This window comes from Diaphorobacter sp. HDW4A (assembly GCF_011305995.1).
GTDB lineage: Bacteria > Pseudomonadota > Gammaproteobacteria > Burkholderiales > Burkholderiaceae_C > Diaphorobacter_A.
The window spans coordinates 1,931,175-1,953,518 of record NZ_CP049910.1; the positions used below are offsets into that span (position 1 = coordinate 1,931,175).

At 57.7% G+C, this 22,344-nt stretch carries 20 protein-coding genes and 1 pseudogene; 8 read left to right on the forward strand and 13 right to left on the reverse strand.

The genetic code is table 11. The features are described from left to right. Position 1: 1 nt before the first annotated feature. The 11 genes from dctP to G7047_RS08740 all read right to left on the reverse strand — a co-directional run bounded on the left by dctP (position 2) and on the right by G7047_RS08740 (position 10,641). Positions 2-1,000 (reverse strand): TRAP transporter substrate-binding protein DctP, encoded by a 999-nt coding sequence (gene dctP / locus G7047_RS08690; RefSeq protein ID WP_205904743.1) that lies wholly within the window; start codon positions 998-1,000, stop codon positions 2-4. Between the two features lie 142 nt (positions 1,001-1,142). Then, positions 1,143-2,045 carry a methylmalonyl Co-A mutase-associated GTPase MeaB gene (meaB, locus tag G7047_RS08695; protein ID WP_240939417.1) on the reverse strand — a complete coding sequence of 301 codons (903 nt, stop codon included), beginning with the start codon at positions 2,043-2,045 and terminating at the stop codon, positions 1,143-1,145. Next, entirely contained in the window at positions 2,045-3,190 is a 1,146-nt protein-coding gene (locus G7047_RS08700) for a CaiB/BaiF CoA-transferase family protein (protein WP_166303628.1), read from the reverse strand. The genes meaB and G7047_RS08700 overlap by 1 nt, the downstream gene beginning before the upstream one ends. Beyond that, complete coding sequence (locus G7047_RS08705; RefSeq protein WP_205904744.1) at positions 3,187-3,603, reverse strand: cobalamin B12-binding domain-containing protein; 417 nt, start codon at positions 3,601-3,603, stop codon at positions 3,187-3,189. Before G7047_RS08705 ends, G7047_RS08700 begins: the two co-directional genes overlap by 4 nt. Continuing rightward, positions 3,600-5,225 (reverse strand): methylmalonyl-CoA mutase, encoded by a 1,626-nt coding sequence (locus G7047_RS08710; RefSeq protein ID WP_205904745.1) that lies wholly within the window; start codon positions 5,223-5,225, stop codon positions 3,600-3,602. Before G7047_RS08710 ends, G7047_RS08705 begins: the two co-directional genes overlap by 4 nt. Next, positions 5,222-6,016: an enoyl-CoA hydratase/isomerase family protein gene (locus G7047_RS08715; protein WP_166303636.1), complete on the reverse strand. Its 795-nt coding sequence runs from the start codon at positions 6,014-6,016 to the stop codon at positions 5,222-5,224. Before G7047_RS08715 ends, G7047_RS08710 begins: the two co-directional genes overlap by 4 nt. Before the next feature lie 27 nt (positions 6,017-6,043). Continuing rightward, positions 6,044-7,315, reverse strand: a complete 1,272-nt coding sequence (locus G7047_RS08720; RefSeq protein ID WP_166303639.1) for a TRAP transporter large permease — start codon at positions 7,313-7,315, stop codon at positions 6,044-6,046. Positions 7,316-7,322: 7 nt separating this feature from the next. Next, the gene (locus G7047_RS08725; protein WP_166303642.1) at positions 7,323-7,730 is read right to left on the reverse strand and encodes a TRAP transporter small permease; all 408 of its coding nucleotides are present in this window, start codon (positions 7,728-7,730) and stop codon (positions 7,323-7,325) included. A gap of 184 nt (positions 7,731-7,914) precedes the next feature. Continuing rightward, positions 7,915-8,913: a TRAP transporter substrate-binding protein gene (locus G7047_RS08730; RefSeq protein WP_205904746.1), complete on the reverse strand. Its 999-nt coding sequence runs from the start codon at positions 8,911-8,913 to the stop codon at positions 7,915-7,917. 22 nt (positions 8,914-8,935) lie between these two features. Next, a complete protein-coding gene (locus G7047_RS08735; RefSeq protein WP_166303645.1) occupies positions 8,936-9,754 on the reverse strand; it encodes an amidohydrolase family protein in 819 nt (272 codons plus the stop codon). A gap of 8 nt (positions 9,755-9,762) precedes the next feature. Further along, complete coding sequence (locus G7047_RS08740; protein ID WP_166303648.1) at positions 9,763-10,641, reverse strand: TauD/TfdA family dioxygenase; 879 nt, start codon at positions 10,639-10,641, stop codon at positions 9,763-9,765. Between the two features lie 125 nt (positions 10,642-10,766). Between G7047_RS08740 and G7047_RS08745 the strand changes: the two genes are divergently transcribed. Then, positions 10,767-11,561, forward strand: coding sequence for an IclR family transcriptional regulator (locus tag G7047_RS08745; RefSeq protein ID WP_166303651.1), 795 nt, complete (start codon positions 10,767-10,769; stop codon positions 11,559-11,561). Positions 11,562-11,620: 59 nt separating this feature from the next. Next, positions 11,621-12,771, forward strand: a protein-coding gene (locus tag G7047_RS08750; RefSeq protein WP_166301801.1) for an IS3 family transposase whose coding sequence is annotated in 2 segments (ribosomal slippage) — positions 11,621-11,867 and positions 11,867-12,771 — 1,152 coding nt in all. Because the reading frame shifts where the segments join, the coding sequence is not laid out codon by codon here. Between the two features lie 426 nt (positions 12,772-13,197). On the opposite strand, the gene G7047_RS08755 is transcribed toward G7047_RS08750, so the two are convergent. Next, positions 13,198-13,974 (reverse strand): enoyl-CoA hydratase/isomerase family protein, encoded by a 777-nt coding sequence (locus G7047_RS08755; protein ID WP_166303654.1) that lies wholly within the window; start codon positions 13,972-13,974, stop codon positions 13,198-13,200. Positions 13,975-14,481: 507 nt separating this feature from the next. On the opposite strand from G7047_RS08755, the pseudogene G7047_RS08760 reads away from it, so the two are divergent. The 6 genes and pseudogenes from G7047_RS08760 to G7047_RS08785 form a co-directional block, all read left to right on the forward strand. Further along, positions 14,482-14,997, forward strand: a pseudogene (locus tag G7047_RS08760) (IS5 family transposase); the annotation flags it as partial. 64 nt (positions 14,998-15,061) lie between these two features. After that, positions 15,062-16,054 (forward strand): GlxA family transcriptional regulator, encoded by a 993-nt coding sequence (locus G7047_RS08765; RefSeq protein ID WP_166303657.1) that lies wholly within the window; start codon positions 15,062-15,064, stop codon positions 16,052-16,054. 89 nt (positions 16,055-16,143) lie between these two features. Then, positions 16,144-17,166: an AraC family transcriptional regulator gene (locus tag G7047_RS08770; protein ID WP_166311968.1), complete on the forward strand. Its 1,023-nt coding sequence runs from the start codon at positions 16,144-16,146 to the stop codon at positions 17,164-17,166. A 273-nt stretch (positions 17,167-17,439) separates the two neighbouring features. Beyond that, a complete protein-coding gene (locus tag G7047_RS08775) occupies positions 17,440-18,177 on the forward strand; it encodes a nitroreductase (protein ID WP_166303660.1) in 738 nt (245 codons plus the stop codon). 3 nt (positions 18,178-18,180) lie between these two features. After that, positions 18,181-19,833, forward strand: a complete 1,653-nt coding sequence (locus tag G7047_RS08780; protein WP_166303663.1) for an AMP-binding protein — start codon at positions 18,181-18,183, stop codon at positions 19,831-19,833. Then, on the forward strand, positions 19,826-20,314 hold the full coding sequence (locus G7047_RS08785) for a dehydratase (protein ID WP_205904747.1): 489 nt from the start codon (positions 19,826-19,828) through the stop codon (positions 20,312-20,314). The genes G7047_RS08780 and G7047_RS08785 overlap by 8 nt, the downstream gene beginning before the upstream one ends. Positions 20,315-21,026: 712 nt before the next feature. On the opposite strand, the gene G7047_RS08790 is transcribed toward G7047_RS08785, so the two are convergent. Further along, the gene (locus G7047_RS08790) at positions 21,027-22,151 is read right to left on the reverse strand and encodes a porin (RefSeq protein WP_166303667.1); all 1,125 of its coding nucleotides are present in this window, start codon (positions 22,149-22,151) and stop codon (positions 21,027-21,029) included. Positions 22,152-22,344 lie beyond the last annotated feature (193 nt).

Sequence of the window (22,344 nt, forward strand, 5' to 3'; positions counted from 1 at the left end):
CTCAACGCCCCACAGCCGCTCGAACCTTTTGCAGCACAGGAGCAGCCGCAGGACGCTTCTCCCCCCATTCCTTCCAATATGGTGCGATGCGGCGTTCCGCCTCAGCCAGTTCCGCGCTGGTGGGTTCGGTGATCACCACGCCTTCGGCCGCAAGCTTCTTGGTGACTTCCTGGTCTTCGGCGGCCATGGCGGCTGTCATCTTGGCGGTGTGCTCATCCACCAGCGCTTGCACCTTGGTGCGAACTTCAGGAGAGAGCTTCATCCATGCATCCTTGTTGGCGAGGATGAGCGAGTCGATGTAGCTCACGTTCAGGCGATAGCTGTAGCGCAGCAGGTCTCGCCAGACATAGCCATAGCCGGAGCTTGCGGTGAGCGCACCGTCAATCACTCCGCGATCCAGACCCGCAGCCACTTCCGAAGTACCCAGCGTGACGGGGATGCCGCCCAGCACCTTGATGAACTCGGATTGCTCCGGAGAGATCACGCGGATTTTCTGCCCCTGAATGTCGGCCAGCGAGGTGAGCTTTTTCTTCGACCAGAAGACGTTCTCTGCATAGATATAGCGACCAAGAAGTACGACTCCGCGTTTGTCGAAATCACTACGCAGCGTTTCAGCTTCGATGTCCCACGCCTTCTCGAACTGAGGCCTTGTGGGCAGGAACATCGGCAGCCGGACAATGCCGCCCACCGGCACGCTGCCCACGAAGAAGGTATCGTCCGCCATCTGCACGATGTTGTCGCCAACTGCCTGGGTGATGTTGGTGGCCGCAATGGGCAGCGTTCCACCTAGGTTCAAGCGGATGTTGAGCTGTCCGTTGGTCTCTTTCTGGATGGCTTCCGTCATGGCGTTCAGGCCCTTGACGGAGGTGACGGTCGCCACCGCGTTGTAGGTGTACGCGCGCCAGTTGGTGTTGGCCGAAGCAGTCCCGGAGGTGAAGGCGGCAGCCATCAGCGCGCAGGCAGCGCACAGGCGCAGGAAGCGGGGTGGATTGGTCGTCAAGATAGGTCTCCTCGTTGTATGAATGAACGCCCATTGCTATGCACGCAGGGTGATCAACGATAGTGGGCAGAAAGGCAAAGAAACAGGGCGCGGATCACCGCTTTTTCGCACGATGAACTTTCGGTTTCAGGTGTTCGTAACGTCAGTGGTTGGACGCCATTTGAGAGAGGACCAAGGCTATCTGCTGTGGCAGGGGAAGTCGCAGCGCGTGGTGCGGCAACTGGTTGATGTGCGCGCTCAGTTGCCGCTCGACGATGCGTCGCAACCGGTACCGTGCGCGCTCTGCTTGCACGCCACTTTCCTGTTCGGCACTGCGCAGCCATTGTTGATGGCGATCTATTTCTGCGGAAAGTTTTTGAATGGAGTCGGCTTGCTTTGCCGATGTAAGCAGCACCGTAGGCCGCCATTGCTCAGCGGAGTGCTTGCGTGATACGGCGGCGATGCGCTGCAAGTCTGCCACCATGCGCTGCGCACCGGGAAGATCCGCCTTGTTGACCACGAAGATGTCCGCCATTTCCATGATCCCTGACTTCATGGCCTGAACGGCGTCGCCACTGTCAGGCAGCAGTACGAGCGCCAGCGTATCCACCAGGCAGCGCGCCGCGTATTCGGCCTGGCCTACGCCCACGGTTTCGAGAAGCACTTCGTCAAAGCCGTGGGCATCGAACACATCCAGCATTTCGGGCAGGTTGTCAGACAGGCCATCGGTGGTCGAACGCGAGCCCACGGAGCGGATATACAGTTCCTCGCTGGCCGCCAGATCGTCCATGCGGATGCGATCACCGAGAATGGCGCCGCCTGATCTGGGGCTGCTGGGGTCCACTGCCAGCACGCCCACACGTGCTTCCTGCAGTCGGTGCATGGCGAGCAGACCGGTCAAGGTGCTTTTGCCAGCACCGGGAGCGCCGGTGATTCCGATTCTTCGCGCTCTGTGCTGCGTCGTTGCGATGCTGCCGCGCTCCAGCAGTTGCTCGCTGCTGCAGTTCGACAGCATGCTCAATTGCCGGCCAAGCGCGTAGCGATCAAGGGCAGGGCGCACGATCATCAACGCGCCTCCAGTACCTTGTTGTAGTGTTCATTGAGCAGAGGTGGCAGTGCGTAGTTCACAGCATGGCCTTCAAACTTCAGCGGGCTGGCGACTGCACGCAGCGGAACGCTTCCGTCGCCGAGCTGCACAACCATGTTTCTTGCACGCGTCAAATCGCTCTGCAGCGCCGATGTGAGTGTGCCGATTTCAGACACCACGATGCCCAGCGGCGCAAGCCTCTGCACCCATTGCGATGCGGATTGAGTCAGCAGAGTGTCGGTGATGGCGTTCAATACATCGTCGCGATGTTCACGACGTGCAGTCATCGTGGCGAAGTGGGGGTGCGTGCACCATTGCGGCTTGCCGATCTCAACGCAGAACTTCTGCCAGAACTTGTCGTGAGTGATGAACAAGGTGAGCCACCCATTGTTCGTCGCAAAGATCTGCGCGGGCACCATGTAGGGATGCGAGGAATTGGCCAGGCGCTCGATGACTTCCCCGGCGTTGAGCGCCGCGCCCGCCAGATAGTTGAGCTGGGAAAGCATCACGTCATACATGGCTACATCCACCTGACCGCCTTGGCCTTCGATGATCCGCGCGAGCAAGCCCAGCGCCGCGAAGATGCCGGCGGAGTTGTCTACGGCGGAGTAGCCGGCCTTGGTGGGAGGCGCATCCGGGTCGCCTGTGAGCGCCATGACGCCGGTGATGGCCTGAATCACATAGTCGTACGCCGGGCTTTCGGCGAACTCGCCATCGAGGCCATAACCCGTGAGCGCCACACAGACCAGTGTCGGGTTGCAGTGTTGCAATGCTTGGTAGGTGAGCCCGAGCTTCTTGATTGCCGAAGGTCGCAGATTGGTCACCAGCGCGTGGGATGTGGATGCGATCTGCTCCAGCGCACTGCGCCCTTCAGGCGACGCAAGATCCAGCACCACGCTTTGCTTGTTGCGGTTGAGGCTTGCAAAGTAGGCGTTGTGCTCTCCGATGAAATGCGGACTCACGCGGCGGCCGATATCACCTTCCGGTGGCTCGATCTTGATGACCTCAGCGCCCATGTCGGCCAGCAGCAATCCACAATAGGGGCCCGCGAGCATATGCCCCACCTCGATGATGCGCAGCCCCGCAAGCGGTCCGCGCCCCTGGTGTGCGCCGCGCGTGCTCATTCCAGATCTTTCGACAGGCGATTCACGACGCTTTGAAGTGGCATGTCGGCGGTGAAAATCGCGGTCACTCCCAGACTGTGCAGATGCGAGTGATCTTCCGGCGGAATCGTGCCGCCCACGAATACCTTGATGTCTTCCGAGTGGCGCTCGCGCAGTTCATTGAGCACATCGCTCACCAGTTCCTTGTGGCTGCCGGAGAGAATGCTCAGGCCCACCGCATCCACGCCCTCGTCCACAGCCACCTGCGCGATCTGTTTTGCACTGCGGCGCAAGCCCGTGTAGATGACTTCAGCGCCTGCGTCGCGCAGTGTCAGCGCGATGATCTTTGCGCCGATGTCGTGCCCGTCCAGGCCCGGCTTTCCAATCAGTATGCGGCGGCCCGTCAGTGGATACTTTTTGGTCGAGTGGTTCATAGGTTCACCGGTTCCTTGAATTCGCCCCATTGCTGCTTGAGTGTGTTCACCATTTCTTCGACGGTTGCATAGGCGTGGCAACAATCGACGAGATAGGGCATGACATTTTCACCATCATTGGCTGCGGCCTGCGAGAGACTGGCGAGAGTGCGTTGCACCTCGGCAGCGTTGCGTGTGTCGAGCGTGCGCTGATACTTTTCCAGTGCCCGTTGGGCAATGGTCGGATCCAGCGTGAACAGCTCACCGATCTTGATTTCCTCGTCTGCTTTGCTAAAATGGTTTTGCCCCACGATGACGTTGAGACCTGCGTCGGTGTCGAGCTTTCTCTCCAGTCCGCGCTCCGCAAGTCGCATCTGGATCCAACCGTCCTCGATGGCTTTCTCCATGCCGCCATATGAGTCGATCTCACGCATCACCTTGAGAATCATCTCCTCCATGCGATCTGTGTGTTCTTCCAGAAAATAGCTTCCGCCCAGCGGGTCCACGGTGCGAGCGATACCTGACTCGTAAGCGATCATTTGTTGGGTTCGCACGGCCAGCTCGGCGGAAAACTCTGTTGGAATCTGGAACGCCTCATCCAGCGCGCAGGTGAAGATGGACTGCGCACCACCGAACACAGCAGCCATGGTTTCCACAGCGACGCGCACGACGTTGTTATAGGGCTGTGGCGCCACCAGAGAAGAGCCGCCGCAGACCACGCCAAAGCGAAGATGCTGTGCCTTCGCGTCCTGAACGCCGTAGCGCTCCTTCATGAAGCGCGCCCAGAGCCGGCGACCGGCGCGGAACTTGGCGATCTCCTCGAAGAAATCCATGTGCACGTAAAAGAAGAAGGACAGACGCTTGGCGAACTTCTCCACGTCACCGCCTCGCGAGCGAAGCTCATCCACGTAGGCCAGTCCGTTGGCCAGGGTGTAAGCCATTTCCTCCGCTGCTGTGGCACCTGCATCGCGTACGTGTGCACCTGCAATGCTGATGGGGTTGAAGCGCGGCGTGACCTCGTTGGAATACAAGATGGAATCGGCGATCAGCCGCATGGAAGGTCGCACCGGGAAGATCCATGTGCCGCGCGCCACATATTCCTTGAGGATGTCGTTCTGGATCGTGCCGGTCAGTTTGGCGCGCGGCACGCCCTGTTTGTCGGCCACAGCCAGGTACATGGCGTAGATGATGGCGGCTGTGCCGTTGATGGTGAACGATGTGGAGATGCTGGCGAGATCTAGATCCTTGAACAGGATCTCTGCTTCACTCAGATTGGACAGCGATACACCGACCTTGCCGATCTCGGGGCGCGCCATCGGATGCGTCGGGTCATAGCCGCATTGGGTTGGCAGATCCAGCGCTACGGACAGGCCAGTCTGCCCCTGATCGAGCAGGAACTTGTAGCGTTCGTTGGATTCCTCAGCGGTGCCAAAGCCCGAGTACTGCCGGATCGTCCATAACCGGCCCTGATAGCCATCGGGAAAGATACCTCGTGTGAACGGGTACTGTCCCGGCGAGCCGATGCGATCAGCGTGGACGGCACTTGAATCCACGGATGGCGGAATCTCTATGCCGCTGCGATTGCGGCTTGAGAGCACGGGCTCCATCAAGGGAAGGTTTGAATCGGGTGCGCGCATGTTCATGTGGAGCCTTTGGTGAGAATGTTTTCGGACGCAGCCCAGTGATCGTCATGCAGCCAGGTATGCATAAGGTGGCGCTGTTCAACGCGCCGGTGCGCAGCCCATGTGTTTTCGCGCCGGGCGGCGATGGCTTGTGCTTTGATGCCCCGGAGCACCTGCGGTGAAACGCGATCCATCGGTTTCAAAAACGCGTTCATGTCTTCGCCCGACGCTCCATCGGTGATGACGGCGTCACAGAGGCCCCATTGCAGAGCCTGCGCAGCGTCGATCAGCTCGCCCCGGCACATCATCCGCATGGCGCGGGAAGTGCCCAGCAGTTGGAACAGATCCGGGCCACCACCCCAGGCCGATGTAATTGCAAGGCGCGCCTGTATGTAGCCGATGCGCGCGTTCGCAGCTTGCAGCCGCATGTCACATGCCAAGGCCAGCTCTGCGCCGCCGCCGATGGCATCACCGTTGAGATACGCCAGGACGGGAACGGGACACAGGCGAATGGCGTCGAGCGCACCGCAGGCCTCGTCCATCATCGTGCGAACGCTGGCCTCGTCTCGCACGCTGGCGAGATCTTTCAGGTCACCACCGGCTGCAAAGTAGCGATCCCCCGTGCCGCACAGCACGATGTAGCGGGTCGTAGTATCCGCCGCCGCTTCTCGTACGGCATCCGCCAGCATTTGCAGGACTGGCCGCGCCAGCGCGTTGTGTTTATGCGCACGGTTGATGGTGATCCAGGTGGAGCCGGATGTACGCTTCTCTCGAAGCACGGGTAGAGCAGGGAGTTCTGTGAGTGTGTCCATTGGATGTGTGTTTCCTGATTGCGTCTTTTACCGCACCAGGGCCAGTGAAAAGATGGGCATGTAAGTCACCAGCAGAAGCACCACCAGCATCATCAGTACGAAGGGCATGATGGCGCGGGCCACGGGCCAAAGCTTCATGTCGCTGATGGCCATGCCGACAAACAGGCAGTAGCCGATGGGAGGGGCCGCCATGCCGATGGCCACGTTGGTGACGATCATTGAGCCGAAGTGAATGGGGTTCACGCCGAACTGGTTGGCGATGCTGATGAGCATGGGACCGAGAATGACCATGATGGCGATCTCGTCCATCACGGCGGCCAGCAGGAAGAAGCCGATGTTCAGCGCCAGCAGCATCATCCATTTCTCATGAATGTTCTGGCCCAGCCATGCGGCGAGCTGGGTCGCAAGCTGTTCCTGTGCGATCAGAAAGCTGAAGCCGTTGGAGACGGCGACGATGGCCATCACAATGGCGCTAATTGCCATGGCGTTGAATACCACGTTGGGCAGCTGCCTCCAATGCAGGCGTCGCTCGATCACTACACCCACGAACAGTGCATAGAGACATGCAACGACGGCGGATTCTGTGGGCGTGAAAGCGCCTGCGTAAATGCCGCCCAACACGACCACCGGGGCGAGCAGCGCCCAGATGCCTTCGCGCAAAGCCGCTTTGATTTCCCCGAGGCTGGCGCGAGGCTCGCGTGGACGCTGGTTTCTGATGCTTTTACCCACGGCGATCACGGCCATGCCCGTTGCCATCATCAAACCAGGCAACACGCCAGACAGAAACAGCTTGGAGATCGACTGCTCCGCAATCACACCCCAGATCACGAACGCGATGGAAGGTGGAATGAGTGGCGCGAGAATTCCCGCGCTCACCACAAGCGCTGTGGCATAGGCTTTGTCGTAGCCACGCTCCACCATCGCTGGAATCATCACTGCACCAATGGCGGCGGTGGTTGCGGGAGCCGAGCCGCTAACCGCCGCGAAGATCAACGCCGCGCCAATCACAGCCAGCTCCATGCCGCCTGGCAGATGGCGCACAAAGACATCCGCCACGCGCACCATGCGTTGCGACAGGCCTCCTGCGCTCATGAGTTCGCCTGCCAGCATGAAGAATGGAATCGCCAGCAGCGAGAAACTCTGGGTGCCCGCGACGATGGTCTGAGGCAGCAGCATGGGTTCGATGCCAGCGTTGAGGATGACGATGCAAACGCATATCGCAATGGCAAATGCGAACGGCATGCCCAATGACACCAATCCGGCAAACCCGGCGGTCAGAATCCAGGCGGTTATTGACATGGCGTTCTCACTGTGTAGCTGCGGGCGCTGCGCCACACAAGGCGCGTTCGAAGCCGAACGCTGCGATCAGAAAGCCGCACACCGGAGCACAGGCATACAGGTAAGCAAGCGGATACGCCATGGCCGCTGAGACATTGCTGCCTTCATCGCGCACATAGTCGATTCCGTACCACATCAGGTACAGACCGAAGATGGCGATGCTCAATGAGATCAACCGCTCGACCAGCTTACGAATGGATGAGGGCAAGCGATCCAACAGAAGATCCATGCGCACATGAATGCCGTCCCGCACGCCCAGCCCGATGCTCAGCAGCATGGCCCAGCTGAAGCAGGTCAGCGCGAGCTCCTCCGTCCAGGGCGGAGCCTGGTTGAAGGCATAGCGCATCAGCACCTGATACGACAACGAGGCAAGCATTGCGACGGCTAGCAAACACACCACCCATCGCACCGAGCGGGCGAGGGCGTCGCAGCTTCTGGAGAATACGGTGAGCCAATTCATGCCCGATGAGGGCGAAAAAGATCCTGCGATGTTTCGCATGCTGTGCTTTCGGTTGTGAACGATTGGCGCCGAAGCCCGGCGCTTGCGTTGGCGCGGCCTGCTACTTGACCTGATCCAGAGCCAGTGCCATCAGATCGGCTCCGATGCTGGCGCGGTACTTTTCATACATCGGTGCAACGGCTTTGCGAAAGGCCGCCGGGTCCTGCACCGTGTTGAACTGCATGCCCTTGGACTTGAGAATCTCGACCATCTTCTGGGTTTGCTCCACATTAGTTCTGCGCTGTTCTTCCACGGCCACCTTGGCGGCACTGGCAACCGCGCTGCGCTGCTCTGCCGAGAGTCTGGACATGAATCGCTTGCTGGCCAGCAGCTCCAATGCCGTGTAGGTGTGATTAGTCTGAGAGAGATATTTGGTGACTTCGTAGACCTTCAAAGAGTCGATGAAGCCGAGCGGCATCTCCATCCCGTCGATCATCCCTTGCTGCACGGCGGTGAAAGTCTCGCCCCAAGCCATGGGCACGGCCGAGCCACCGAGTGCGGTGAACATGTCGATGAACACCGGGTTCTGCATCACCCGATACTTAACGCCGACCACATCAGCTGGCGTGTTCACCGGCTTCTTGTTGTTCACCATGTTGCGAAAGCCGGCTTCGAAATAGCCGAGCACCACGACGCCCTTGGTATCGAGGCGCTTGGCCATCTCTGCGCCTACCTTGCCGTCCAGCACTTTTCTGGCCTGTGCTTCGTTGGCGAAGAGAAATGGCAGATCGTTGAGCTGGAACGATGGATCGAACTGCGCCACTACGGCATTGGTGACGATGGCGGCATCCACAGTGCCAAAGCGCAGGCCCTCCACCATGGGCTTTTCATCGCCCAGTTGGCGGTTGGGAAAGAGCTGTACCTCCATCGAGCCGTTCGTGGCGCTCTCCAACGCTTTCTTGAAGGCGTGAGCACCAATGGCGGACGGGTCCTGTGCACTGTCCGCCGTAGCCCAGCCAAGCTTGATCACGGTTTTCGTCTGGCTGAATGTAGCGGTGGCAAAGGTCAGTGCAGCCACGGACAGAAACAGTGCGGAAATGAAAGTCTTGCGCATCATCATGGGAATGTCTCTTTCTGCTTAGTTAGTTCCAATACAGTCGCGCCGGGTTGTCGGCCAACACCTTCTTGCGTATCACTTCATCCGGCAGCCATTGAGTCATCAAGGTGAGCAACTGTTGCGAGGTGGGTATCCGGTTGCTGCATGACGGGTGCGGCCAGTCCGTACCCCAGACCAGGCGATCCGGGTTGACTCGCAGATAGCGCTCCGCCAAAGATTGCACGTGGACATCGCTGATGCAGTCTGCAGAGAGCCTGTAAGGTGCAGACAGCTTGAGCCAGATGCCAGATTGCGACAGCTGGGAAAGCAGATTGGCGAAACCCGCGCTTTGCTGGATCGTGGCCGCATCGTGGTGGCCCATGTGATCAACCACCACGGTCGCACCCATGTCCAGCACCTGGGCCACAAGGTCGGGTCGCTGCGCTACATCGACCAGCAGTTGCACATGCCAGCCGAAGGGCTTGATCTTGTCCACGATGCGGCGAATGGTCTGGGTGTTCACGTCACCCGAGAAGATAGTGGTGATGCGGGTGCCGCGCGCTCCGAGCGCATGCCATCGGGCGATGTCTTCGTCCGGCGTGTCCGGTGCCACAACGGCTACACCCCGCATGCGATGACCCTGAGAGCGCAGTACGTCTTCAAAGCTCAGGTGATCGCCACCAAACACCGTGGGGTGTATGAGCACGCTGCGCTGGATCGACAGGTCGTTGCACAGCGCCAGGTAGTCGTCGAGCGTTGCGTCCTGCGGCGTGTAGTGACGCGCTTCGGCGTACCGGTAGCGCGCCGCTTCAAAGATGTGAAAGTGGCAATCGCAGGCGCCACTCGGCATGGTGATCGGGCTCATGTGTGGTTTCATGCCTGTGGCGTGCAGTAGTCCCGGGCTGACAAGCGGAAGGTGGTTCGCTTCATGAGCCGTGGCTGAGCCAGCGTCATTGGATCGCGCCGGTGCATGGTGCAGCCGTTGTCCCACATCATCAGATCGCCATTGCGCACCTTGTGGCGATACGCCAGCGAAGGGTCGCCGCCTGCAGCGAAGAGGATCGGCAGCACGCGATCATTCTGTTCCTGCGTCAGCCCGTCGATGGAGAGCAACGTGGTCGGGTCGGCATAAAGCGCCTTGCGTCCGGTGTGCGGATGAGTGAGCACCACGGCGTGCCGGGCATCGGGTAGGTTGAGCATGGCGTTAGCCGCAGCCTTGTCCTTGAGCTCCAGCGGATTCAGGATGGCGTAGCGTTTGGCATAGCGGTAGGTCGCCATGCGGCCATCGATAAGCTGCTTCACATCGTCGGGCAATAGTTCCCACGCACCGTATTGATTGGCCCAGTAGATGTCGCCGCCATCACGCGGCACTTCGGTTCCATAGAGGATGGCTCCCGTGGCAGGGCGTACCTGAAAGGTCTGATCGGAATGCCAGTCCACATCTTCGCCACCCGCAAAGCCACCTACGAAGCGGCCATCTGAATATTTCAGCGTGCTGAAGTAGATGATCTTGTCGCTGTATGGCGAGATGATGTCTTTGCGACCGAACACTTCGCAGGTGCCGAACTCGTTCGAGAAATCCACCAGCTCCGCCTCATCCAGCGCCTGGCGCCGAAAGATCATCACCGGCGAGGCCTGCCAGAGCCGTTTGAGCTCAGCGATCGCATCGGCGCTCTTGAGCAGGTCGTGAATATTGGCGTGAACCTCGACAGCAAAGTCCGAGTGAAGAGCACTTGTTCTGAGTGATGGCATCCCGGGTTGTCTCCTATGTATTTTTTGTCGGATGCCGCGAATACTAGGTTGGAGAAAGTTCCAATGGAAGGATAAAAGTTCCACATTTCGAACAAACTAATCAAATCTGAAGGGGCAGTAAAAACATGGTGAAAAGAATTCGAAATACCGAACAATCGGCGCCCGAAACCGGCGCTGAGCCGAAACCCGCAGGCGGCGTCGCGGTCACCGCCATCGAGCGGGTGCTGGATATCTTCGAAGCTTTCCAGAGGATGCGTAAACCACTTTCGCTGACTGATCTGTCGGAGATGACCGGCATACCCAAGAGCAGTTGCCACGCCATCGTCCACACACTGACGGCACGCGGCTATCTGTACACATTGACCAGACCACGAGCGATCTACCCGACCAGACGCTTGTACGACATGGCAAGTGAGATTCAAGCCAACGACCCGTTCATCGAGCACATCCTGCCCATGTTGGAGCGCCTGCGCGATGCATCACGCGAGACAGTCATCCTTGGTAAACGACAGGGGGACGCAGTGATCTATCTTCAGGTTGCAGAAGGCCTGCACACCATCCGCTACTCCGCCAAGCCGGGAGAGTTCAAACCACTGCATTCAAGCTCCATCGGCAAGGCCTTGCTTGGCAGCCTCAAGGAGGTTGAGCTGCGGGCGCAACTCGCTGAGCGCGATTTCCCGGCGATCACGGAAACCACGATCACCGACACGCAAGCCCTGATTACCGATATTCAGGACAGCAGACGAAAGGGCTATTTCATTACGCGCGGCGAGAACGTACCTGATGTCTGGGCCATATCCGCGTTTTTGAATATCCAATTCCAGACGTTTGGAATTGCCATCGCGGGACCGAGACATCGCATGGAGAAAACCCAAGATGAGTGCGCCAAGCTTTTAGTTTCGGCTTGTAGTTTGATTTGAATCGCCCCGGATTTTCTAGACACCTCTGAGCCTCAAACTAAGGCCCAATAGGAGGTGCCATGAGTAAACAAAGATATCCCCAAGAATTCAAGACCGAAGCGGTCAAGCAGATCACTGAGCGCGGCCATAAGGTGGCCGATGTTTCTGCTCGGCTGGGGGTGAGTCAGCACAGCCTTTATCAATGGATCAAGGCTCAACGAACGCCTGCCCCTGATCGGCAGGCACAGGTGTCGCAAACCGAGGAGTTGCGACGACTGAAGGCTGAACTCAAGCGAGTCACAGAGGAGCGCGACATCCTAAAAAAGGCCGCGGCGTACTTTGCCAAGCAGTCCGGGTGAAGTACGCATTCATCAAGCGCCATGAAGGCGAGTACAGCATTCGCCGACTGTGCAAGGTCATGGCTGTACACCCTAGCGGCTACTACGCCTGGAAGGCGCAACCGATGAGCCTTCGTGCAAAGGACGATCAACGTCTGTTGGGTCTTCTCAAGCATGCGTGGCTCGAGAGTGGTGGCGTCTATGGCTATCGCAAGCTGACCATGGACATGCGTGATTTGGGCGAGAGCTGCGGCAAGCATCGCGTGGCACGACTGCTCAAAATCGAGGGGCTGCGCTCACAGACGGGCTACAAACGCCGTGCAGGCATGCGTGGAGGCAAATCTGCCATCGTCGCGCCCAATCACTTGCAGCGCCGCTTCGCAGCGGCCGAGCCCAACCAAGCTTGGGTGACTGACATCACATACATCCGCACCCATGAAGGTTGGTTGTATCTGGCGGTGGTGGTTGACCTGTTCTCACGTCAGGTTGTTGGCTGGTCTATGGGCAGCCGCATCGATACTGGCTTGGTGCTCGATGCACTGTTGATGGCCTTGTGGCGTCGCAGGCCCAAGCTGCCTGTCATGGTGCATTCGGATCAGGGCAGTCAGTTTACTGGCCATGACTGGCAGGACTTTCTGCGTGATCACAACCTTGTCTCCAGCATGAGTCGTCGCGGCAATTGTCACGATAACGCGGTGGCTGAGAGCTTCTTCCAGTTGCTCAAGCGCGAGCGTATTCGTCGCCAGATTTACTCGACGCGCGATGAGGCCAGGGCTGATGTCTTCAACTACATCGAGATGTTTTACAACCCCAAAAGGCGTCATGGAACCGCCGGAGATATCTCTCCGGTAGAGTTCGAAAGACGCCATTCCCAACGGCTCGAAAGTGTCTAGAGAATCCGGGGCGATTCAATTACGCGGCAATGGATCATATGAAGAGGTTGGTATTGGCGTGTGGGTTGCATGGTGCCCCCTGCGCCCACATTCGGGAGGCTCGGTGCAGGGGCAGAGAAAAGGGCGCTTTACGGGATATGACAAAGTTGCAGGCGAGGGGCTGCATTTCTGTCATATACGCGGGTCCGTTTCATATAGGCGCTGAATTCAGTCGAGATCGGCTCAACTTGGAGGGCCGTGCGCCGCTTGTCCCGCACGATCTGCAACACTGAAATAGGCTCGAATGCATCGTTTGGATGGTCCATGGTCATTACATACGTAAGAGCAGGGTTACCAACTTCTTCATTCATGGCGAAGCAAAGCAGGCATTCCACTGACTCGAAATGCCTAAGAAAGTGAGGGAATGGCGCGCTTAGCGCGCCGAGCCTATTTGCGCTTATGCATGATTTCCTGCCGACGCCGATCCTGGGCTAGTCGGTTGCCTGGATCGCTCATGCCAACAGGCAGTAATGCATCCAGAGCGACGGTGCGTTCATCGATTTGTCTATTCGTTGAATCTTGCAGCGCCACCTTGGACATCGCATATGCGATATTGCAGTCTGGTGCGATGCAACGCGCGTAACGGATGGCTGTAGGCAGCAGCTCATCTGGTGCAACTACTTCGTGAAAAAATCCCAGTCGTTCGGCCTCCTCCAAACCATAGATTTCCCCTCGCAAGGTAGTCAGTGCTGCCACCTTGTCGCCCAAGGTGTATTTAATGATTTCAACGTAGGCAGCCGGCATGGGGATGCCAATAGGGACTTCGTTGAGGCCGAACTTCACGTGCTTGCGGGCCGCAACGCGAAAATCGCAGTCGAGCGCGGTTATCAGACCACCCGCAATAGCGTGGCCGTTGATGGCTGCGACTGTAGGTCTGGGGTATCGAAAGACACGCAGATTGGTTTCGCGGTAGGCCTTATACCAGTTCTGGATTGTTCCCTGATTGCCGCTGCCGAATATTTCGAAGCTGTATTGGAAATCAATTCCTGCCGAAAATACGTCTCCCTGCCCAGTAATAACCACAGGCAGTTCGCTGAACTCACTTTCGAGACGATCAAATGCCCTGTGCAGATCGTCAAAAAAATGTTCGTTCTGGACGTTAACCTTGTTGGTATTCATGCGTACCACGGCGCATTCGTCAATGACTTCAATATCCCATGCCATGTGAGTCTCCTTAGTTGATCAGTTTAAAAGCGATACTGCAGCATGAAAGGTTCATCCATGAGGCAGCTCCTTGCTTTCGTTGCTTGTAGTGCAATGAAGGAATGCTTGTGTCGGTGAACTTTGTCGGCAATGCGTGTTTAGGTTTCCATACTTCATTAGTGGTCTTGAACTTCCGGTACAGGACGCGGTGAGACCCCTTGGTAGTTCGCGCCAGTTGCAAGCACTGTGTCCGCTGCGCCACGACGAACTTCAGCGTGACCTGTATTCCCTGTTTGTGTTTCTCGATCAGCGTCGGATCCGTTGCTGGCTCATGCATGCAAGTGTCAACCCCAAGATATCGTTGAGGACGAAAGGTGGCTGCACATAATGAGAGGCTCACAGTGGACACTCCTTTTATGTGTTGGTGAAAACTATGCCTTCACCGCAATTAACTAATACTTGGACCTTTTCGTACATTGGCTAAACTGACTTTTTTCATGCTAAATCCGTCATCCACATTCCATCAGTGAGCATGGCGTAGAACGCCGCCGCCAGTGGCGTAAGGTGCACCTTGGGATTGATGCACAGACGCTGCAGATTCGTGCCATTGTCGTGACCACCAACGAAGTGGGCGACTCGCCAGTGGCAGCCGAACTACTGGCCCAAATACCGAACGACGAAGCCGTTGCCAGTTTCACAGGCGATGGCGTGTATGACACGCAGGACGTGTACGAGGCCTGCCATCAGCGCCAAACTATTCCCATTATTCCACCGCGCAAGGGCGCAAGGCTGCGCAAAGGATTGGTCTTCGCGAATCGCAATGAGGCCATCAAGGCATGCAGGCGGTTGGGCCGCGATATCTGAAAACGCTGGAGCGGCTACCACCGCAGGTCATTGGTGGAGACGAAGATGAATTGCTTCAAACGATTGGGCGAGAAAGTGATGGCCCGCACGTTCGAGCGACAAGTGGCCGAGCTCAGCATTCGCGCGTCTGCGCGTCCATCCGCGACATTTTTCTGCGGTTACAGGTCGGGCAATCACTGAGTCAGAGCTACCACCTATTGAGCTACATTGTCGGAATTGCCATAATCAATGCTATTTTTGCCAAATGCCGCGTGCCGCAATTCTCACATTCGATGGCTGCTATGCCTCCAGCGCAGCGGGGTTTGCCGACATTCTGCAGATTGCGAATTCGCACCTGAAGCTCAAGCAAACACCCCAGTCCACACTATTCGATTGGCGATTCGTATCTCCGACGGGCGAACCCGCAATAGCGAGTAATGGCCTCCCACTGCAAACCCACAAACTGGGACCACGAGAACGCTACGATTTGGTATTCGTACCCGGATTTCACTATGGAGGGCATCGTCAGTTTGACCAATTTTTGGACCGCCAGGCCGATGCCTGTGCATGGTTGAAGACGCAGTGGGGCGCTGGAGCGTTGGTTGCCGCAAACTGTACAGGTACGTTCATCCTTGCTCAAACTGGGTTGCTTGACGAGCGCATCGCAACAACGACATGGTGGCTCGAGCGATTGTTCAGAGTGAAATTTCCACGTGTGGATCTCCAATTGCGCCCTGTACTTACGGAGACAGACCGATTGATTTGCGCGGGCGCATCGGCCTCGTACTTGATTCAGACGGTTCACGTCATCGAGCGCTTTGCAGGTCCCGCAATCGCGTCACAGTGTGCAAAAGCGATGTTGATTGACGTGAGCCAAACGAGTCAAATTCCCTACCTCCCATTACTTGCGCAAAAAAGCCATTCAGATGCATTGGTTTATAGAGCCCAGAACTGGCTGCGGAGCAATATGACCAAGGATGTCAGGATTGCTGAGCTTGCTGACACGCTTGCGGTTAGTGATAGAACCCTCATCCGGCGATTTCGTAGCGTTCTGGATCAGACACCGCTGGCCTATCTGCAAGACCTCCGGCTTGAGGCAGCACGTGCGCTACTTGAGACCAGTTCAGACAGCATAGAAGCTGTCGCTTGCCAAGTCGGATATAGCGACACCAGCTCATTTTCTCGACTCTTTCGGCACCGTATCGGAATGAGTCCGGGAGCATATCGTGGCCGCTTTCATTTGGGTACGACCGTCTAAGTCATTGGAACTACTGCGGAAGTCTCTACCCATCGTCGGTGAAGTTAGAGTGGAAACTAAAAGTGGCTCATGTGAACCTGGTTGCGCAAATGAAGCACGCTGGAGCAAAGGGGACGGTTTCCATTGAGTTGGTACATGAGGCGCTTTATGCAGCGTCTTTGCGCAATATGGATATTGGGCGGGTGCTTGAAGCGGCGAAGCTGGATCGTGAGTTACTGGGTTCTGCGCGTGTTCGTATTTCTGCGGCGGCGTACTCGCAAATGTGGGTTGAGTTGGCCGATCTGATGAACGATGAGTTTTTTGGTCTGGACAGTCATGGGCTCAGGCGTGGGGGCTTTTCGTTGATGGCCCGTTCTGCGGTCAGTGCTCGAAATCTTGAGCATGCGCTGCGGCGGATACTGCGCTTTCTTGGCGCTATGCTGGATGATTTTCGTGGTGAGCTGTTGGTTGAGAATGATGAAGCGCGGATCGTGCTTCACGACGGAGGTGTGCTTCGGCGGCTGTTTGGTTATGGCACCTGGTTTATTCTGGTGCATGGGCTGGCGTGTGGATTGGTGCAGCGCAGGATTACCCTGAAGGAAATGCAGTTTCGCTGCTGTGCACCGGCGGATGACAGCCACTACCGCACGCGGTTTTGCGACAACGTGGTGTTTGGAGGGAGTTCCACGTACATCACGTTTTCAAGCAGTCTGCTGGCGCTGAAGTTGGTGGAGACCCCAGAGACTATTGATCGATTCCTGCGCAATGCGCCTGCCAATCTGTTGGTCAAGTATCGCAATGATGCAAGCACGAGTGCGCGGGTTCGCAAGCTGCTGCGCAGTCTGGTGCCCGAGCAGTGGCCGGAATTGGAGAAAGTGGCATCCGATCTCTGCCTATCCGGCACGACGCTGCAGCGTCGCCTGCAGTATGAAGGGCTGAGCTACCAGCGGCTCAAGGATGAACTGCGACGTGATATTGCCATCGATCTGCTGTCCAGTAGCGGGTTGACTGTGGCTGAAGTCGCGGGGGAGGTCGGATTTCAGGAGACCAGTGCGTTTCATAGAGCATTCAAAAAATGGACTGGCGTCAGCCCCGGCGCTTATCGCAGCGCCGCAAATAACGTGAGGGATTGATCGGGTGGCGTGTACGTCGTGATGTCCGGATCCCCCCTTGTGCGCAGGGGCGCGTGGGCAGGGCGCTGAACTTCATGGCAAGGGTGTTGTTGGTATTTGCTGATGTTGCTAGTGTCCTCGCCAGATAAGCCCGGGCATCACCAAGCTCCGTGCGCATTGGCTTTTCTATGCCCAAATACCTCAATCGCAAGGCCGCAATCGGGCATCGACGGCTAGGCGGGCAATCCATAGAGTCAGTGCTGTTCGCATTGAATGTCTATGGGGATTTCTGGAATGAACCGCACCGCAGCCTTGCCGTTGGACGAGGCCCAAACTCGATCGATGGTTGATTGGGCCATCATCACCCGGCGCAGTGTCCGCGCCTTCTTGCCAACTCTGATACCACAGGCGGAGATTGAAGCCATTCTTTCGACCGCGAGACACAGCGCCTCGGGGATGAACATGCAGCCATGGCAAGTACACGTTCTCATGGGTGCCGCAAAGGAGCAACTGACAGCGCAGTTGACCGCCATCGACAACGAACCACAGGCATCGGCTTGCCTGGATGAACCCTACAACTACTACCCGACGCAGTGGGTTTCGCCTTACCTGGAGCGACGCAGGAAGGTCGGTTGGGATCTGTATGGCTTGCTCGGCATCGAGAAGGGAGACAAGCAACGGATGCATGCCCAGCATGGTCGCAATTACCGCTTCTTCGACGCACCCGTTGGGCTGTTCTTCACCGTTGATCGTGCTCTTCAAGAGGGCAGCTTGCTTGATTACGGGATGTTTCTGCAGAGCGTTATGGTGGCCGCGCGTGGGCGCAATCTGCACACCTGCCCGCAGGCGGCGTTTCTGAAGTTTCATCGGCACATTTCAAAAGCGCTTGCGATTGCAGACAACCAGATGCTGGTGTGTGGCATGAGCCTCGGGTATGCGGACGATTCAGCCATCGAAAACACGCTGGTGACGCAGCGTGAACCCATCGCGTCATTCACGACGTTTCATCACACCATCAATCAAGGAGACTGACTTATGAGCGCCAAGTCATATGCCGTGGGGCTTGATCGCTGCGAAGCCAACCATGTTCCGCTTACGCCTCTGGGCTTTCTTGACCGGGCAGCGCTTGTACACCCAGAGCGAGTTGCGATAGTTCATGGTGAACTGAATCAGACTTGGGCCGCAACGCGGAAGCGCTGCTACCGCCTAGCCTCTGCGCTGATCAAGCGCGGCATTCAACCGGGCGACACGGTTTCCGTACTGGCTCCGAACACGCCCGCGATGCTGGAGGCTCACTACGGGGTGCCGCTTGCAGGGGCCGTACTGAACGCTATCAACCACCGACTTGACGCTGAAGGGATCGCTTTCATTTTGCGGCACGGCGAGTGCAAGCTGTTGATGGTGGACCGTGAGTTCACGGGGGTTGTCGCCGCTGCCTTGAAGTTGCTCGATCAATGCCCGGTTGTTGTTGACATCGAGGATCACCTGGCTGCGCAAGGGCCGTTGATCGGCGAGACGGATTATGAAAGCCTGATTGCAACGGGGGATCAAAGCTTCGAGGGTATCTGGCCCAAGGACGAGTGGCAACCGATTGCGCTGAATTACACTTCTGGCACAACCGGCGACCCGAAGGGCGTTGTGGCAAGCCATCGAGGCACTTACTTGATGAGCCTGCTCCAGCTCACAAACTGGGCGATGACACGGGCGCCAAGATACCTCTGGACGCTGCCTATGTTCCATGCCAATGGCTGGTGCTTTACTTGGACGATCGCGGCTGCGGCGGGCACGCATGTATGCCTGCGCCGGGTCACGGCAGAGGACGTGCTCGATGCCATCGGGAATCACAAAGTGGATCATTTTTGCGCGGCACCCATCGTGATGGCGATGTTGGCGGATGCTGCCAGACATACGCGATTAGAGCGTACGGTGCGCGTGCTGACTGCGGGTTCGCCGCCGCCCTTGGCGGTGCTGCAATCCGTGCTGGCGATGGGGTTTGACGTTGAGCATGTCTTTGGCATCACAGAGGTCTCGGGTACGCCGGTCAGTTGCGTGTGGCAAGACGGTTGGGATGACCTTCCTTTGGCTGAACAAGGCAAGCTGCGCGTGCGACAAGGCACCAGGGCAGCGATGTTTGAAGGACTCATGGTAGGCGATGCCGATACCCTGGTTCCCGTACCACACGATGGCGCAACCAGTGGCGAACTCATGCTGCGTGGAAACACCATCATGATGGGCTACTTCAAGAACGAAGCTGCGACGCGCAAAGCCTTTGCCGGTGGCTGGTTCAGAACTGGCGATGTCGCGGTGTTGCATAAAGGGGGTTATGCACAGATCACCGACCGCTCAAAGGATGTGATCATCTCCGGCGGGGAGAACATCTCATCGGTGGAGGTGGAAGATGTAGTGCACGGCCATCCCTGCGTTCTGCATGCAGCCGTTGTGGCGCAGCCCGATCCCAAATGGGGTGAGGTTCCTTGTGTGTTCATCGAGCTTCGCAATGGCGTCGAAGCCCCGACGCAGGAAGACATCATTGCGTTTTGTCGAGCACGGCTCGCGCACTTCAAGTGCCCGCGCCGCGTGATCTTCTGCGCGTTGCCCAAGACGGCTACGGGCAAGATCCAGAAGTTCAAACTGCGACAAGAGGCAGGCAGTCAAGACGCCATCACCCGGTTGGCTAGCCATGCTTGAGGCAACCGCACACTTCAACCGCCAGGAGGTGGACGCGGGTTACCGGTTTTCCAGACAGCACGGCTTCGATGAAGACCAGGTGAAGCGCTTTGCGCTCATGGCTGGAGATCACGATCCGACACAACAAGACCTACCCCATGACTTACTCCACGCCAGCGGCGCGTACATCACTGCACTTCTGATGGGGCTGGCCTCATCGCAGCTTGCACAGGAGGGGCGCGTGCAGGGTATGAATTACTCCATGGACATGCTTCGCCCCGTGTTTGCGACCGAGAAGGTCACTCTGGAATGGGTCGTCAGCTCGCGAACTCGGCATCTGGAGGGTGGATGGATTCTAGAGCTGGAAGGAAACGCGCATGGCCCGGACCAACTGCCGCGCGTTCTGGCCATCGGGCGAGTGCTTTTCACTCCTTGGAGTGTGGATAGTAGAAGGGATCTCTCTGATATCGATGTGGCCAATTTGGATGCAGACAGTCCGTAAGCGCACAGTGAAGCTGTGCGTGATCTCTCATCAGCGACGAAACCGATTACCCGTCCCTTGAGCGCCGGGTTACAGGGACAGCAATGCAAATGGCTGGCACTGGTGGCTTGCTGGAGGCGGCGCTGACCAGAGAGAACCTGCAAGCCGTATGGTGCAAGTCGAAGACAACAAGGGCGTAGCAGGAGTTGATGGACTCAATATCGAGCAGCCGCACACCTGCTGCGAACGGCTCGACGGATGAGCGCGCGAGGTGGCCATCCCGACGGTGCAGGACCGATTGATACAGCGAGCCAGTCGACACGCCGCAGCATTTCAAGTTTGCTGAACGCCTGACTGTTCGGCACAGGTTTTCGCGTGGAGTTTCAGAAAAGGCTGGGTGCTGTCGTCTAACTTTGACAGCTCAATGACTGCTGAAACCAATAGCGGGCCTTCGTCCGGGACATCGCTGAATTTTTGAACGCACGAAGGAGCGTTATTCCAGTCCCGCAACGTTGCCTGTTTTGGGCGGCATCAAACCCGAGTTGCCGACCCTGAGCTGCTGATCGATGCCCAAGAAATCGACATCAGGAAGACGTCACTTAACACCAAGGTCAACTCGCCCTACTCATTCGGTGAAACCACCGCAGTTACAAGTTTGAGTTATGTCACAACGCTTTCCGGTAGGAAAACGGCCATGCGGGTGGTGATGCGCATAGCCGGCATGGCGTTTTCGTCAGAACCTGTGTGTGACGCCGAGGCCCATGCCCGACGGATCCTGCCCCGGTTTCATGCCGGTGATCGAGTTGGCCGAGAGGTTGTAGTTCGATGTCGCGCCGTTGGTGATCCTGGTGTATGCCGCCCAGAGATCGGTGCGTTTGGAGAGATGATAGGCGTACCCGAGCGATATTTGCTGCGCCTTCGCATCGGTTCCCGGAATGCCGATGCCGCCGAGTGATTTGGTCGTGTTGCCCTTGGGTGATTGCGCGTGCACGTAGGAGGCCATGACTTCGTGCTGCGGCGTGAACTGGTGGCTCAAGGCGATTTGCCAGGCGTTGCGAGTGAGGGATTGGCCGCGCTCGGGCTCGTAGCTCAGGCGCTCGAAGCTGCCGCGCACGCGGGCCGCGCCGAAGGAGTAGGCTGCGGCGATGCGGTGCGCGTCGTCGTTGCTGCCGCCGTAGAAGTAGGAGCGATGCTGTTCGTATCCCCATGCGGCGTAGAGCGGGCCGTTTTTGTAGGTGGCGAGCGCGCCGAGCATGCCGGGGTTTTTGTCGTCCGAGCGCTCTTCGCGCATAGCGTAGGCGAGGCGGAATTCAAAACCGTTCCAGTTGGGCGACCAGTACTGCAGCAGGTTTGGCTGGCGGCGGTCGAACGAGGTGGGCGACACGCCATTCGCGCCGGTTGCGAAGCCGTTGCCCATGATGGAGTTGGACGCGAAGATGCCCGCGGTGAACGGGTCGATGGCGTAGACCGAGACGAAGCGTAGCGGCGCCTCCCATTGGCCCATCACTAGCTGGCCGGTGGTGGTTGACAGGCCGATGGCGGTGTTGCGGCCGCCCCAAGGACCGTCGCCGTTGTCCACGCGCACATTGGTCTCGAACTGGGCCCATACCGAGGTGCCGCCGCCGAGGTCTTCCTTGGTGCGAAAGCCCAGTACCGACAAGTTGTTGGACAGGCGATTTGTCGACAGCGACGGCGCGACGCCACCGCTTGCGCGCACGTGTTCGACATCAGTCTTCAGAAATCCATAGATGGTCACCGTGCTGTCAGTGGCCGTCTGTGCGATGGCGCTGGTGGAGCAGAGAGCGGCTGCTGCGGCAGCATGAAACCAGCGGTGTTGTAGCGTGTGTTTGGTTCTCATTGTATAAATAAAAAATACAAAAAATACAAAAAATACAAAAAATACAAAAAATATTACTGGTATACCAATTGCGGTTTGAATTTGACATCAGATATCACTAGCGCAGTTCTGGGGTTTCACCTCATTTACGCGAAGACTTTCGGAAATTTCGAGAACTTTGCAGCATGAACTTCTCGGTTTGGGTTGACGAAAA